Source organism: Mucilaginibacter aureus (assembly GCF_053514885.1).
In genome coordinates this window covers 5,466,779-5,480,630 of the sequence record NZ_CP170601.1, presented here as the reverse complement: position 1 = coordinate 5,480,630, position 13,852 = coordinate 5,466,779, and the positions used below count along the sequence as shown (strand labels likewise).

General features: G+C 43.5%; 13 protein-coding genes. 7 read left to right on the top strand and 6 right to left on the bottom strand.

Annotated elements, in window-relative coordinates; genetic code table 11:
- Positions 1-8: 8 nt before the first annotated feature.
- The 3 genes from ACFGVR_RS23685 to dnaB all read right to left on the bottom strand — a co-directional run bounded on the left by ACFGVR_RS23685 (position 9) and on the right by dnaB (position 2,594).
- The gene (locus ACFGVR_RS23685; RefSeq protein ID WP_448703055.1) at positions 9-146 is read right to left on the bottom strand and encodes a winged helix-turn-helix transcriptional regulator; all 138 of its coding nucleotides are present in this window, start codon (positions 144-146) and stop codon (positions 9-11) included.
- Between the two features lie 45 nt (positions 147-191).
- The gene (locus ACFGVR_RS23680; protein ID WP_448700193.1) at positions 192-875 is read right to left on the bottom strand and encodes an HAD family hydrolase; all 684 of its coding nucleotides are present in this window, start codon (positions 873-875) and stop codon (positions 192-194) included.
- A 150-nt stretch (positions 876-1,025) separates the two neighbouring features.
- The gene (gene dnaB, locus ACFGVR_RS23675; protein WP_448700192.1) at positions 1,026-2,594 is read right to left on the bottom strand and encodes a replicative DNA helicase; all 1,569 of its coding nucleotides are present in this window, start codon (positions 2,592-2,594) and stop codon (positions 1,026-1,028) included.
- Between the two features lie 1,043 nt (positions 2,595-3,637).
- Here dnaB and ACFGVR_RS23670 point away from each other — a divergent pair.
- The 3 genes from ACFGVR_RS23670 to rlmB all read left to right on the top strand — a co-directional run bounded on the left by ACFGVR_RS23670 (position 3,638) and on the right by rlmB (position 5,691).
- The gene (locus ACFGVR_RS23670; protein ID WP_448700190.1) at positions 3,638-4,357 is read left to right on the top strand and encodes a hypothetical protein; all 720 of its coding nucleotides are present in this window, start codon (positions 3,638-3,640) and stop codon (positions 4,355-4,357) included.
- 23 nt (positions 4,358-4,380) lie between these two features.
- Complete coding sequence (locus tag ACFGVR_RS23665; protein ID WP_448700189.1) at positions 4,381-4,824, top strand: hypothetical protein; 444 nt, start codon at positions 4,381-4,383, stop codon at positions 4,822-4,824.
- 96 nt (positions 4,825-4,920) lie between these two features.
- Entirely contained in the window at positions 4,921-5,691 is a 771-nt protein-coding gene (rlmB, locus tag ACFGVR_RS23660) for a 23S rRNA (guanosine(2251)-2'-O)-methyltransferase RlmB (RefSeq protein WP_448703054.1), read from the top strand.
- A 97-nt stretch (positions 5,692-5,788) separates the two neighbouring features.
- Here rlmB and ACFGVR_RS23655 read toward each other — a convergent pair whose 3' ends face one another.
- Positions 5,789-6,874, bottom strand: coding sequence for a mannose-1-phosphate guanylyltransferase (locus ACFGVR_RS23655; protein WP_448700188.1), 1,086 nt, complete (start codon positions 6,872-6,874; stop codon positions 5,789-5,791).
- A 243-nt stretch (positions 6,875-7,117) separates the two neighbouring features.
- Here ACFGVR_RS23655 and recQ point away from each other — a divergent pair, with 243 nt between their 5' ends.
- The 3 genes from recQ to ACFGVR_RS23640 all read left to right on the top strand — a co-directional run bounded on the left by recQ (position 7,118) and on the right by ACFGVR_RS23640 (position 10,545).
- The gene (gene recQ / locus ACFGVR_RS23650) at positions 7,118-9,313 is read left to right on the top strand and encodes a DNA helicase RecQ (RefSeq protein ID WP_448703053.1); all 2,196 of its coding nucleotides are present in this window, start codon (positions 7,118-7,120) and stop codon (positions 9,311-9,313) included.
- Between the two features lie 49 nt (positions 9,314-9,362).
- Positions 9,363-9,722 carry a hypothetical protein gene (locus tag ACFGVR_RS23645; RefSeq protein ID WP_448700187.1) on the top strand — a complete coding sequence of 120 codons (360 nt, stop codon included), beginning with the start codon at positions 9,363-9,365 and terminating at the stop codon, positions 9,720-9,722.
- Positions 9,723-10,023: 301 nt separating this feature from the next.
- Positions 10,024-10,545, top strand: coding sequence for a tetratricopeptide repeat protein (locus ACFGVR_RS23640; protein ID WP_448700186.1), 522 nt, complete (start codon positions 10,024-10,026; stop codon positions 10,543-10,545).
- Positions 10,546-10,637: 92 nt separating this feature from the next.
- Here the strand turns inward: ACFGVR_RS23640 and ACFGVR_RS23635 are convergent, their stop codons facing one another.
- Entirely contained in the window at positions 10,638-11,048 is a 411-nt protein-coding gene (locus tag ACFGVR_RS23635) for a hypothetical protein (protein WP_448700185.1), read from the bottom strand.
- 6 nt (positions 11,049-11,054) lie between these two features.
- The gene (locus ACFGVR_RS23630; RefSeq protein WP_448700183.1) at positions 11,055-12,992 is read right to left on the bottom strand and encodes a heparinase II/III domain-containing protein; all 1,938 of its coding nucleotides are present in this window, start codon (positions 12,990-12,992) and stop codon (positions 11,055-11,057) included.
- Positions 12,993-13,095: 103 nt separating this feature from the next.
- Here ACFGVR_RS23630 and ACFGVR_RS23625 point away from each other — a divergent pair, with 103 nt between their 5' ends.
- Positions 13,096-13,554, top strand: a complete 459-nt coding sequence (locus ACFGVR_RS23625; protein ID WP_448700182.1) for a hypothetical protein — start codon at positions 13,096-13,098, stop codon at positions 13,552-13,554.
- Positions 13,555-13,852: the final 298 nt, after the last annotated feature.

Genomic DNA, 13,852 nt, shown 5'->3' with positions numbered 1-13,852 from the left:
CTGTATTATTAATGATGTTTTCGCATCCCGGCATCAATGCGTTCGCGGTGCTGCATGCCCCATTTTCTTAACTCGTTCATTACCTGATCTAACGAGCTGCTGTAAGGTGTAAGTTCGTACATCACCACAACCGGGCGGGTTGAAATTGCTTTACGAAATCTGCAAAAAGCTAAAGTAGCGGCAGCATAATGCTACAAATGCTCCAACACCTCTAAAACCTGTTTTACGCTTTTAAAATTTTCGTGCTCAAAATTGGTGTCAACAATTTCGTGCGCCCAGGTGGTGTGGTACGGTATATGGATGCCGTGCCCGCCAATTTTAATTACCGGCAGCACATCCGATTTAAGTGAATTGCCGATCATTAAAAACTCTTCGGGTTTAATATCCAGGTGGTTGATAAGCTTGATATAATCTGATTCTCCTTTTTCGGACATGATCTCCACGTGATGGAAATAATGCGCCAGTCCGGATTTACGCAACTTACGCTCCTGGTCGAGCAGGTCGCCTTTGGTGGCCACAACAAGCCGGTAATGAGGCTTTAAAGCCGACAGTACATATTCGATATCATCCAATAATTCTATGGGTTCTTCCAATAACTCTTTACCCATTTGGATGATCATCTCTATAATATCGGCAGTGACGTTTTTATCTGATACCTTGAGCGCGGTTTCTATCATCGACAGGATAAAACCTTTTACACCGTAGCCATAAAGCGTTAAATTATCTATTTCGGTTTTAAGCAGCTCACGCTCCAGGTTATGTGTGGTTAAATAACCTTCAAGCAGGGCGTAAAAGCGTTCTTCGGTTTTCCTGAAATAGGGCTCGTTAACCCAAAGGGTATCATCAGCATCAAATGCAATTACTTTTATCGCCATGTTAGCCCGCTAAAATAATTGTTTGACAGCGGAGTGTTAAAATTATCAATTAAATTCGATATCAATAAATGTTTTGATGCACAGCTTTAACGCATAACCCAATCAAAGATTCTTATTCAAGTTTTGAATTTTGACTTTAAACTTTTGAATTTAGAAAGGTGGATCCTCGTCAATATCGTTCATCCGCGACGGGCGGATAATAAAGTTGCTTGGTTTTTCAAAATCCTGGTTAGGTGTTAAGCCGCTAAACGGACTGGCTGCCGATAGGCCCGGTGTTCCAAAATTATCAAGGTTATCGTCAAGGTCGGTAAACTTAACAAATTTGCCCACAAATTTAAGGCGCACACGGCCGGTTTCGCCGTTACGGTGCTTGGCTATAATTACCTCACCCACGCCTTGGGTAGGGTTGTTATCTTCATCGACCTCCAAACCGTAATATTCGGGGCGGTATAAAAACAGTACCATATCCGCGTCCTGCTCAATAGATCCCGATTCACGTAAATCGCTCAGCATCGGCCTTTTTGAACCACCTGGCCTGCTTTCAACCGCCCGGCTTAATTGCGATAGTGCAATAACCGGTACATTTAATTCTTTGGCTACCGATTTTAACGCACGCGATATACTACCGATCTCCTGCTCACGGTTACCGTTCTTACCATCGGCCTTGCCGGTCATTAATTGCAGGTAGTCAATGATGATTAACTGGATATCGTGCTGTGATTTTAACCTGCGGCATTTGGCCCTGAATTCAAATATATTCAGGCCCGGGGTATCATCAATAATTAACGGTGCGGCCTCAAGACGCCCAATTTTACTGTGTATCTGTTCCCATTCCCATTGCTCAAGGCGCCCCTTACGTATCTTTTCCTGTTCTATTTCGGTTTCGCCGGATATTAAACGGTTAACCAACTGAACCGACGACATCTCGAGTGAGAACACAACCACAGGTTTATCAAAATCAACAGCGGCATTACGTGCGCAGGTTAACACAAAAGCTGTTTTACCCATCGCCGGGCGGGCAGCTATGATCACTAAGTCGGATTTTTGCCAGCCCGATGTCATCCGGTCAAGATCGGTAAAACCAGATGGCACACCTGTTAAACCGTCCTTTTTGTCCCTCAGCGCCTCTATCTCCATCAATGATTCACGTAAAATATCATCCATCTTGCGCGAATCGCGGCGCAGGTTGTTTTGGGCGATATCAAACAGGTTCTTTTCGGCCTTATCCAATAAGTCGAGCACGTCTGTTGTATCTTCGTAAGCACTGTTGATCACTTCGGTGGATATGCGGATCAGTTCGCGCTGCAGGTATTTTTGGATGATGATTCGGCTATGGTATTCAATATTGGCTGCCGATGCCACGCGATTAGTGAGTTCGGTAATGTAATAGGCGCCGCCTATCATTTCCAGTTCGCCTTGTAAACGCAGTTGAGCCGTAACGGTCAATATATCAACCGGCGAAGTTTTCTCGAACAGCACTCGTATAGCCTGGAAAATTTTTTGATGACTGTCGCGATAAAAAACCTCCGGTTTCAGGATATCGATAACCGAAGAAAGCGCATCTTTCTCCAACATCAGCGCGCCCAAAACGGCCTCCTCAAGGTCGGTGGCCTGGGGTGGTAATTTTCCTAATCCGCTAACGGGTGTGGTGCTTAGTCTGTTACGTCTGTCGGCTGATGTTCCGGTTTTTCCGGCTGGGTTATCGTTCTCAAAAATCATACTGTACAAAAGTATACAAAAATGAATTGGAACAATCCACACCAGTAATTTACCTCAAAAGAAAATCACTGAAAATGATATTTTTAGACAAGATTATACTCAACATCAATTGTTAGTATCCTGTTGGTAAAAATAAAACAGGTTTGATAATGAGTGTTTTATATCGGGTGTTAACAAAGTTTTTTGCTGTTAAGTATTTCTACCAAACTTAAATTTTGTGATGTTGATACTGTCGAAAAAGGTGATTATAGCTTGTTTAAAATCGTAACTTATACGTCATGAAAATTACGGCTTTGGTAAATTTTTTGTTTAAAAGATTGCCAATCTTAACCATATCCGTTTGGTAAATTATGGTTTCGTGAAAACATGCTTTTTGTTGCCCGAAGGATAAGAATGAATGTGGATTTAAAATTAAATTAACATACCTAACCGGCTGCTAATTTGAAAAGGGCAAACAATGCCATGATATAATTGATCTTTGTTAAATTTTATGTTTTAAAGCAAGTAATTTTTAATTAATATTGCAGGTACACGTTATATAAATTGTAATAGCACTTTAATCCCCCGTCTGTGCGAATTAAAATATACCATAACAAAAGAGGGCTCCAGGTTTTATCACTATCGATACTATACCTGTTTATGTCGCTGGCGGTAATGTTTTTTTTACCAAAGGCGAGCCATCGATATTTTCACCGTTTTAGCAAACCTGATACGCACGCACAGATAGGCAACGGGCATTACCAAAACTTTCTTCGCCGTACCGATAAGATCTCATCAATTGGACGAAAACAGTTTTTTACAAAAAACTGTGAATCAAACCCGAGCCAGCTTATCAGCTCAACTTATAAAAAGCATAGTAATATAACGCTTAAATTGCTGAAAAAATGCAATTTAAAGGCGAAGCAAAACCATCCCTATAATTGTGCGCTTAATTGTTGCTGGCGTATCTGATCTTCATTTTGGCATCTGCTGCGATGCTTTTCTAAATTTTTAATTAGTGCAAAAATTGTGACCGCCATTAACGTGCATCACAGTTTAGTTGTATGAAATTTGAATTAGCCCCTGATAAAATGAAGACCTCCAAATTCAACTTTATATTTAACCTGATCTTACTGATCAGTATCCTGATCATCATACTAACCATTGCCTCGTGCAAAAGCAGTTCGGGAACACCTAATTATCCTGTAACCGAAGAAGATGCTGCCGAAATTATTTCGAACACAGTGTTGCGGCAATTTGGGGGCCTGCTTACCCACGTAACCGAAGGGATACAGCTTGAACAAAGATCAGCATGCGGGCTCACTAAAGATACCGTACTATCGTGGACCAGCCAGGCAGGCTCGGTAAGTGCTAAAACTAACCTGCAATGGCATTATCAGCTTGCCTGCAGCGATAAAACATTAACCGGTACCTACACCGGCAGCATTAACTATAACGGCCCGCATTTTACAGCCGATAATACCTGCACAGGCACCTTAACTTGTGCGCCCCAGGCAAATACTGCATATCAAATCAGTTTAACCCTGAATATTAGCGGCACAGATGCAAAAAAAGCAGTTGATGCTAACACATTGAAAACCAATATTGATCTGCAAACAACCAATATGCTGGTTGATAAGGCTTCCGGTTTGGTTACATCGGGCCAGATGAAGGTCAATATTCAAATATCATATTATAATTACTCGGGCACATTTAAATTTTTAGGTAACCACATGGCTACGATAGTGCTCAACAGCGGCACAGTTTACAATTTAAATTTGTAATGCCCGATACTAAAACTAACATCATGAAACTATCGATAACTATGGATCTGCAACAGATCAATAACTTATATACTAAAATAATAGAACGAAAAGTGTACCGTACCGGGGCCGATTATCACTTTGATACTTTGCTCATCATCGCTAAAAATAAAGGTATGGTAACCCGTAAAAAACTGGCTAAGTTGCTACGGCTCAGTCTTACACAAACAAATGCTATTATTTACGCCCTGCATGCCGAAGGATTGATTTACCTGATGCCCAACAATACTTATATTACCGAAGCTTATGTTGCACTTACACCAAAAGGAGATGAAAATGTGCAGCAAATAGAAAGCGAAATAAAATTGCTGAACGAAAAGATCACCACCGGGATAGCAGACGAAAAGCTTGAGAACTTTCTTGAGATACTGGAAACGCTTAAACTGAATTTAAAACGCGAGTCGGCCGTTACTGCGGTAACCAGGTAACAGGTTAATGATATTGGCAAAGCAAGGGCTTAATTCCCCTCGCTTTGCCAATCAATAATAATGGCTAATTTTGGCAGCTTATCCAGCAACGTAAAAATGAGCTACAACGACCGCCCCAAAAGAGAAAACAACCAAATGGTATTCGGTATCCGCGCCGTGATGGAGGCTATCCGTTCGGGCAAAGAGATCGAATCACTGTATATCCAGCGCGGGCTTGGTGGACCTTTATTTTTTGAATTGAAGGAGTTGCTCACCGAATATAAGATCGAGTCGCAGCAGGTACCGGTTGAAAAACTGAACCGCGTTACCGCTAAAAATCACCAGGGCATTATTGCTATTATATCGCCAATTACCTATTATAAAATTGAAGATATCATCCCGATGGTATTTGAAAAAGGCGAGGTGCCGCTGGTATTGATACTGGATGGCATTACCGATGTACGCAACATAGGCGCCATAGCCCGTACTGCCGAATGCGCAGGTGTACACGCCATTGTTGTACCGGCAAAAGGTTCCGCACAAATTAATGCCGATGCTATTAAAACTTCGGCAGGAGCATTGTATAACATACCGGTGTGCCGCGAAAATAGCTTGCTGCAAACCGCCCGCTTTTTACAGGCATCGGGCCTGCAACTGGTGTGCTGTACCGAAAAAACCAATGATTTTATCTACGCGCCTGATTATACTGCACCTACGGCCATCATTATGGGATCGGAAGATGAAGGCATCGGCAACGAACTCATCCGCATATCTGATCACCTGGCTAAAATACCTATGTTTGGTGAGATAGAATCGCTCAATGTATCAGTATCTACAGGAGTGATACTCTACGAAGCAATACGCCAGAGAACCCCCTCCGCCCCCTAAAGGGGGAACTTTTGATTCGCTACTTTGAAATAAAGAAAGCCATCCTTATAAGATGGCTTTCTTTATTTTTAGTTCCCCCTTTAGGGGGCGGAGGGGGTTAAATATACTTCGTTCCAAACTTTTGCTTCACGTCGGCAACAACCTGCTTAACGCCTTGTTCCTGGTCGCGCGGGCTGATCAGTAAGGTATTGTTGGATTCAACTACAATGAAATCGTGCAGGCCCTTCAATATTACCAGTTTGCCTTCGGGTACGTTTACCATACAGTTTGATGAATCGTACATGATCACCTTGTCTGACGGGATCACGGCGTTGCCTACATAATCCTTCTCGGCTAACTGGTAAATAGATGCCCAGGTACCCAGGTCGCTCCAGCCAAATTCAGATGGCAGCACATAAACGTTCTCAGCTTTTTCCATAATACCATAATCAATCGAGATATTGGTACATTGCTGATAAGCGTTGTGGATATAGCTTTTCTCGTTGGCAGTATTGTAAACGGGCCTTGCATCGCCAAAAATATCGTTTATCTCGGGCAGGTATTTGCCAAAGGCATCTAATATGGCTTTCGCCGACCATATAAATATACCCGCGTTCCATAAAAAGTCGCCGCTTTGTATAAAGGTTTTAGCTATCTCAAGCGATGGTTTTTCGGTAAAGGTTTTTACTTTGTGAAACTCGCCATCCAAAACATTCTCAGTAAATTGTATGTAACCGTAGCCGGTATCCGGCCGCGATGGTTTAATACCCAATGTAACCAGGCAGCCATGTTTGGTAGCTGTTGCCAGCGATTTTTCGATAGTGGCCACAAAGCCGGGTTCATCCAGTATCAGGTGGTCGCTTGGCGCAACAACGATAGCGGCATCAGGGTTAAGGCTTTGTATCTTAAAACAACCGTAGGCAATGCAAGGCGCGGTGTTGCGCATTACAGGCTCGGTTAATATCTGCCCGTCGGTCATGTCGGGTAATTGTGTTTTTACCAGGTCGGTGTATATCTCGTTGGTAACCACATATATATTCTCTTTGGGGCAAATGGTTAAAAAGCGGTTGTAAGTTTGCTGTATCAGGGTTTTTCCGGTACCTAAAATATCTATAAACTGCTTTGGGTGAGCGGTGCGGCTAATAGGCCAAAATCTGCTTCCAATGCCGCCGGCCATTATAATGGCGTAATTATTACTGTTCATGTGTGTGCTTTGTTATTAAATCCAATTGCGACGTGAAATTGTAGAATAAATTTGATTCCACTAATATAATCTTGAAAAAATATTCGTTAAAAGGTGCATAGATAACAAAAAAAAAGTTGTACATTATACCTACATTATCATATCTATCTAAAAAAACAAAGTTTAGGCGTAGTTTCTTTAAAAATTTTTGTTATTTTGATCTTTATTTTTGTTACACATCCCCCGTAAACATATACAGTAATGATTGAAACGAAGAAATCACTTTTCGATAATCTTCAGAATTTTTTTGGATTTGACAACTTTAAAGGTGAGCAGGAAGCTATTATTACCAACATTCTTTCTGGTAACGATACTTTTGTGATCATGCCAACAGGTGGCGGCAAATCTATGTGCTATCAGCTCCCCGCGTTAATGACAGATGGCATGGCCATCGTAATATCACCCCTTATCGCTTTAATGAAAAACCAGGTTGACCAGTTACGGGCCTTCGGCGGATCAGACAGCATAGCACACTTTTTAAATTCATCACTAAATAAGTCAGACATCACCCGGGTTAAGGAAGACGTATTATCAGGCAAAACCAAATTGCTTTATGTTGCGCCCGAATCATTAACCAAACAAGAAAATATCGACTTTTTACGTTTAAACAATGTATCGTTCGTGGCTGTTGACGAGGCCCACTGTATATCAGAGTGGGGGCATGATTTTCGCCCCGAATACCGCAAAATACGCCAGGTGATCAGCAATATTGGCGAAAATATTCCCATTATAGCCCTTACTGCTACCGCCACGCCTAAAGTTCAGCAGGATATCCAGAAAAACCTGCAAATGAATAATGCCACCATCTACAAATCATCGTTTAACCGCGGTAACTTGTATTACGAGGTTCGCGCCAAGCGCAATGTTTTAAAAGAGATCGTTCGCTTTGTTAAACAGCATCCGGGTAAATCGGGTATCATCTATTGCCTGAGCCGTAAAAAGGTGGAAGAAGTAGCCGAAGCATTAAACCTTAACGGGATAAAGGCCCTGCCATACCATGCCGGGCTTGATGCCAAGGTGCGTGCCGATACACAGGATAAGTTTTTGATGGAAGATGTAGAGGTGATAGTAGCTACCATTGCCTTTGGTATGGGTATTGATAAACCCGATGTGCGTTACGTTATCCACCACGATATGCCCAAAAGCATGGAAGGCTACTACCAGGAAACGGGCCGTTCGGGCCGTGATGGGGGTGAGGGCGTTTGCTTGTCGTTCTATTCGGAAAAGGATATCGACAAACTGCAAAAATTTATGAAGGATAAGCCGGTTTCGGAACGCGAAATTGGTACCCAGATATTAAAAGAAGTGATCGACTATGCCGAGTCGGCAGTGTGCAGGCGCAAGCAGATACTGCATTACTTTGGTGAAAACTTTAACGAGGCCGGCTGTAACTGCATGTGCGACAACTGCGCCGCCCAGAAAACATACTTCGATGCCGAGGCACCGCTGCATAAAGTTTTAACCTTAATGAAGCACCTGGGCGAAAAGTTCGACGATCATCACATCATTAGTGTGCTGATGGGCGTTGATAACCCGCAGATCCACAATTATGAGCATCACCTCGATCCGGCCTTTGGCTCGGGTAAAGAAGACGGCGAACTGCTTTGGCAATCATTAATGCGCCAGGCATTGCTTAATAACTATATATTCAAAGATATTGACCAGTACGGTGTATTGCATCTTACCAAATCCGGCCATGCTTTTATCGATAACCCGTACAGCCTGAAGTTTATCATGAACAGGCCGATGGGATCGACCGATGACAGCGATGATTCGGAAGAAGGTGGTAAGGCGGGTGGCAGCGCTTTGGATACCGTGTTGCTGCAAATGCTGCGCGACCTGCGTAAAAAGATAGCCAAGCAGAAAAACCTGCCTCCGTTTGTGATCTTCCAGGATCCATCTTTAGAGGAAATGTGTACACATTATCCCATCACTATCGATGAGCTGAAACAGATCTCGGGCGTAGGCGCGGGCAAAGCCATGAAGTTTGGCGCGCCATTTATCGACCTGATCAGCAAGTATGTTGAGGATAACGATATCGACCGCCCGATAGATATGGTGATCAAAAGCGCGGCCAACAAATCGGCCATGAAGGTGTACATCATCCAGAATATCGACCGTCACTTGTCGCTCGATGATATCGCGGCTTCCAAAGGCTTAAGTCTGGAAGAAGTGATCCACGAAGTGGAATCTATCGTTAACTCGGGTACCAAGCTTAACCTCAATTATTATATCGACGAGGTTATTGATGAAGATAAGCAGGAAGAAGTATTTGATTACTTCCGTACTGCCGAAGACGATTCGGTAGAACATGCCCTTGCCGAACTTGGCGCGGGCGACTATACCATAGAAGAAGTACAATTGATGCGCATCAAATTTATGAGCGAGATGGGGAATTAAGCGGGGAAGGGCTGAGCTGACCGAAAATTCATTGCTACTAATAACGTATATGACATTATTGACCCGGCCTTTGAAGTTATTGACAACAGCGTTTAAAAACCCATTGTGGTGCTACCTGTTTTGGTCCGTATCGTTAGTCCTCGTTTACCTGGCAAGCATCCCCATATTCAGCGTTGGCGAAGGCGACGATGATGACGACGATATGTCGTTAGAGACCTTTGCGGGCCATCTGTTAGGCATCGCTGCCATCGGGTTGGTTGTGATCAGTGTGCTGTCAATGATCTTCCATTGGAACTGGTATAAAAAATACAACTATATCCCACTGATACTTCCGTTAACCATCGTATCTGTACTATCTTATTGGACCATAGCGACATTTATCAGCAACGACCATCATTTTGCGTTTTAAATAAGACCGTTACTTAGCGTACCTAAAATTGCGGTACCGCCTCACAGAGCAGCACATTTGCATATCTACCTGTTTGCAATTCAGTAATTTATCCTTATCTTTACAAAAAATTATTACAATGCTTATCCTTACTAACCTGAGTAAACAATACGTAAAGCAGCCCATGTGGATGCTTCAGGGGGATGTTGCATTCCATACCTCCAACGCTGTATAGTGTAGCACTATAACAGGACAATCACATCACTATTTTTATTACCATGCCTTTTGCCTTGCGGCGAAAGCTACTTATACAATACTTTATATGGACAATTATTTTACTATTGAAGAGAAATACCTGCAAGCGGTTGAGGAGATGCATTATGGTGAAACTCCGCTATCGTTAAAGTTATTGAACGAAATATTGGCCGAAGATCCATCGTTTGTGAGGGCGCATTACCAGATAGGTAAGCTGTATTATTATGATCTGCACGATTACCAATCGGCAGGCTATCATTTTAAACTATGCACCGATCTGGAGCCTGCCTTTCCGGATGTATATTTTCACTACATCAGCCTGCTGTTATTTTTAAATATGGAACGCCAGCTAAACGCTGTGGGGCAGAAAGCCATTACCGTGCCCGGGGTTAACGCTTCGGCTATCTATAACTTAATGGGGCTTTGCGCCGAAAAGAACCGCAAACTGAAAGAGGCTATGGCCTTTTATCACGAGGGTTTAATGCTGGTTACAGCCAACGATAAAAAAACAGAGATAGAAGAGAACATCAGCCGGATCCGTTTTAAGGTCGAAAAAAGCAAAACCTACAGCTATCATTTCTCAAACTAACAAAGGCGCCAATTGGCGCCTTTGTTATTAATATTAAATAGTCATGCCGAATTTATTTCGGCATCCCATCATGACAGTCTGCATTATACCTCTCAATTCTCATCCCATACCACATATACCAGTGATTTGTTAATATTGATGTAGATGAGGGTTCGGTTCTTTTCGGTACCCCATTTAAGCAGTGCAACAGGTTCAAACCCGCCACCCGGCGACCCGGTAACGTGTTGTACCATGTCAGCTGTTGACGCCGGAAGCATTTCGTATTTCCTGCCTTTGATCAGTTCATCAAATTGGCCCGGATCTACCGATAGGTAGTATTCAGCTCTAAAGCTGCTTACCCCCTGGTCGCTATACTGCATTATCTTCAGGCTTCCGGGTAACTCGCTAATATTAAGCGCGGTTTTTAATGTCGACCGTTGTGAGTAGCCATTCATAAAATAGCCGCCAATTGCTAAAATTACTATCATCAATATCGTTATCGCAATTATTGTGTTTCTTTTCATTGCCATTTACTTATGTATTGTATACCTCAACGCTTTACTACCATCATGCCCCTTAAAAGTTAATAACACCCGCCAAATATCCTTGCCTTCCCAGCTATGCTTTAACCCCTGGTCCTCGGGTGAATCCAGCATCATTTTATCCTTGCTCACGTTCCATAAAGTAGCATCATAATCCAGGTAAACCTTACTGTGGTTGGGCAGCATAAAAGCGATCTTACCCGGTGTATTTACATCTGCATCGCAAACCGTCATCAACGATTGTGTCAGGCTGTTTACCGAACCGGTTGCTTCAAAGCTATCGCTAACCTCAATGCCTTTACTTTTATCCATCTTTACCACGCGCTGCCAGCTTTTAATGCCGGCCTCGGCAGGGTAGGCTTTGGCAATATTCATACTCAGTGTGCTCATATTGCCGCTTTGGCTATATTTTACATCAGTAGCCTCAAACTTTAAACCTGTGCTTTGCTCATGCCCGTTGATAGTAGGCAGGTTATGGTATGGCGATGTATTGAACCACAGCTTATACCTGTCACGGCCAAACGTACGCGCAGTATACGTGCCCGAACCTACATCTATAATAACCGGGTAACCATCGGCATAAACCGTAAAATCGCCAACATCATTGTGGTTATGGCTCTCGCCATTGGTACCGCCATGCGCCGATACAAACAAGCCGTTATTCGATCGCGAAGCCATCAGCTGCACATCGCTGTACCACATGTCGGCAACATCGGTTTCCTTTGCAGGATAGGCTGTACAGGTTTTAACGGCAGCCATGTTATACAAGCCACGTGTACGGTGAAACTGCTCATAACCCACATCTTCGCCCGCAAAAGTGTGATAGGCCCAACTACCAAAACTCATCATGGGCTGGTAATCCATATCCTTGCCAAAACGATAGATCATCAGTCCATCCGGTTTCAGGGTAGGGTGGGCATCGGCTACATTAATAAAGTATTCGCCTGCTATGTGGGTTTTATAGATATAGGCCCCCATCTTCTGGATGAATGGGTCTTTGTAAACATTGGTCTTGCCGCCTGTGGCATCGTACAACAGGTTCAGCACATCGTACACACAGCCACCGGCTGCCGTCCAGTAACTCGGGCCTTCTTCACAACCGCCATCTGCACCGAGGCCGTCGATATATTGATCCGTAATTTTAATAACGCGCTGTACCGCGTCAAGGCGTTTGGCTTCGTCCTTCTCTACCAGCAGGGTAGATACCAGATAGTTCGAAGCTATCCAGGGCGCCCAGTTGTTCAGCTTAGCTTCGGTATTGCCGCCGCCCATCCAGCCGTATCTGGCGGTAAGCATGGGGTTAAGGGTGCGACGCTCAATCTCATAACGGATACGCGGGCGCACCAGTTTTGATACCTTATCCAGTTGCGGACCGATGAAATAGTCCGTCCAGGCCATTACGGCACTGGTTTCGGCATCAAACAGGTCAACTATCGGGTCCTGCACGTCGGGCAAACCGGCACCTGCCTTTTGCGCGCCTACGTGTGCGCTGATACCCCAAAAGCTTTCCTCGCTTATTGACCATATCCCGTCTACTATCTTATCTGTAAAGCGCCCCTTGCCTTCTACCGACTCGGCCAATACCAGATCCCACAACTGGTTACGTTTAGCAAACGAGAGTTTCTCATAATCGGTACGATTGCCGTTGCGTACAAACTCGAGCATTACCGTTGCCGGGATGTTTTTAAACTCGGGCTTAAGGGCTGCTTCGCCACGTTTAATGAGCTTGGTGATGATGGTGTCGGGCAATATCGCTTTCCAGCCTTCGGGCGATTGCGGAAATGGTTTGAACTGATTTTGCGGAATAAGCTGCTGCGCTAACCGGGCGGATGCTTTTTGCAAAAGCTCGCGATGTGTTAGCTGTGCTTTTGCCGTTAAGTTAACGAATAGTAAAATGATGAACAGGCGTGTAAACAGGTTTTTCATTGGTTAGATAATTGGCTCAGCAAGATAATAACTTAATTCAATTACAATTTAAACCATTTGACAAATAATCGTTCAAAAGGTAAAACGCAATAATTACTACCTGATGACCGAAGTCAAATCAAACCCGCTAAACCCGTTCCGTATTCTGCGGATCAGTATCGGCGTAATTTATCTTTGGTTTGGCATATTAAAATTCTTTTACGGTTTAAGCCCGGCCGAGCAAATAGCATCACAAACCATCCATCAGCTTACTTTTGGCTTAATGCCCGATCATTTCGCCATACAGATACTGGCCACATGGGAGTGTGCCTTAGGTGTTCTGCTCATCAGCAGGCGTTTTATGAAAACCGTTTTGCTGCTCATGTTTGTGCACATGAGCTTTACCTTCACACCGTTTATTTTCTTCCCCCAGCAAACCTTTAGCCACCTCGGCCTTACCTTGCTTGGCCAGTATATCATGAAAAACATCATCATCATCAGCGGTGGCATGGTATTATGGCAGCACGATGTACGCAATACCCCAGTACCTTATATGCGGCCGTTTAGTGAGGTAGTTGATTAGGTTGATTGGGCGAGTGGTTAATTGAGTTGATCAAGTTGATTTTTTGCGTTAGCGATTGCAGCGGATGCCGGCCAGGTGACTAAGGCCTGTGTAGTATGAGCGGAAAGCGCGGCCGGAGGCAACGCCCAAATTGAAAGCTCTATGTTTGTTCCTTTTCTAAAAAGATTTCTTTCTTCATCTGTTTTTCATCAGATTTCGCCAAACCATATCTTCAGTAACTTCGGCCTTTGGTAAAGAAATTTAATTTTCCATATCTCTTTATTTTTAATGTTTTATAAAATTAAATTCTGTTTATATT

Coding starts and splice junctions, on each gene's coding strand:
- ACFGVR_RS23645 (WP_448700187.1), top strand. CDS start 9,363: ATGACATTATTGACCCGGCCTTTGAAGTTATTGACAACAGCGTTTAAA.
- ACFGVR_RS23625 (WP_448700182.1), top strand. CDS start 13,096: ATGACCGAAGTCAAATCAAACCCGCTAAACCCGTTCCGTATTCTGCGG.
- rlmB (WP_448703054.1), top strand. CDS start 4,921: ATGAGCTACAACGACCGCCCCAAAAGAGAAAACAACCAAATGGTATTC.
- ACFGVR_RS23665 (WP_448700189.1), top strand. CDS start 4,381: ATGAAACTATCGATAACTATGGATCTGCAACAGATCAATAACTTATAT.
- ACFGVR_RS23670 (WP_448700190.1), top strand. CDS start 3,638: ATGAAATTTGAATTAGCCCCTGATAAAATGAAGACCTCCAAATTCAAC.
- ACFGVR_RS23655 (WP_448700188.1), bottom strand. CDS start 6,874: ATGAACAGTAATAATTACGCCATTATAATGGCCGGCGGCATTGGAAGC.
- dnaB (WP_448700192.1), bottom strand. CDS start 2,594: ATGATTTTTGAGAACGATAACCCAGCCGGAAAAACCGGAACATCAGCC.
- ACFGVR_RS23680 (WP_448700193.1), bottom strand. CDS start 875: ATGGCGATAAAAGTAATTGCATTTGATGCTGATGATACCCTTTGGGTT.
- ACFGVR_RS23640 (WP_448700186.1), top strand. CDS start 10,024: ATGGACAATTATTTTACTATTGAAGAGAAATACCTGCAAGCGGTTGAG.
- ACFGVR_RS23630 (WP_448700183.1), bottom strand. CDS start 12,992: ATGAAAAACCTGTTTACACGCCTGTTCATCATTTTACTATTCGTTAAC.
- ACFGVR_RS23635 (WP_448700185.1), bottom strand. CDS start 11,048: ATGAAAAGAAACACAATAATTGCGATAACGATATTGATGATAGTAATT.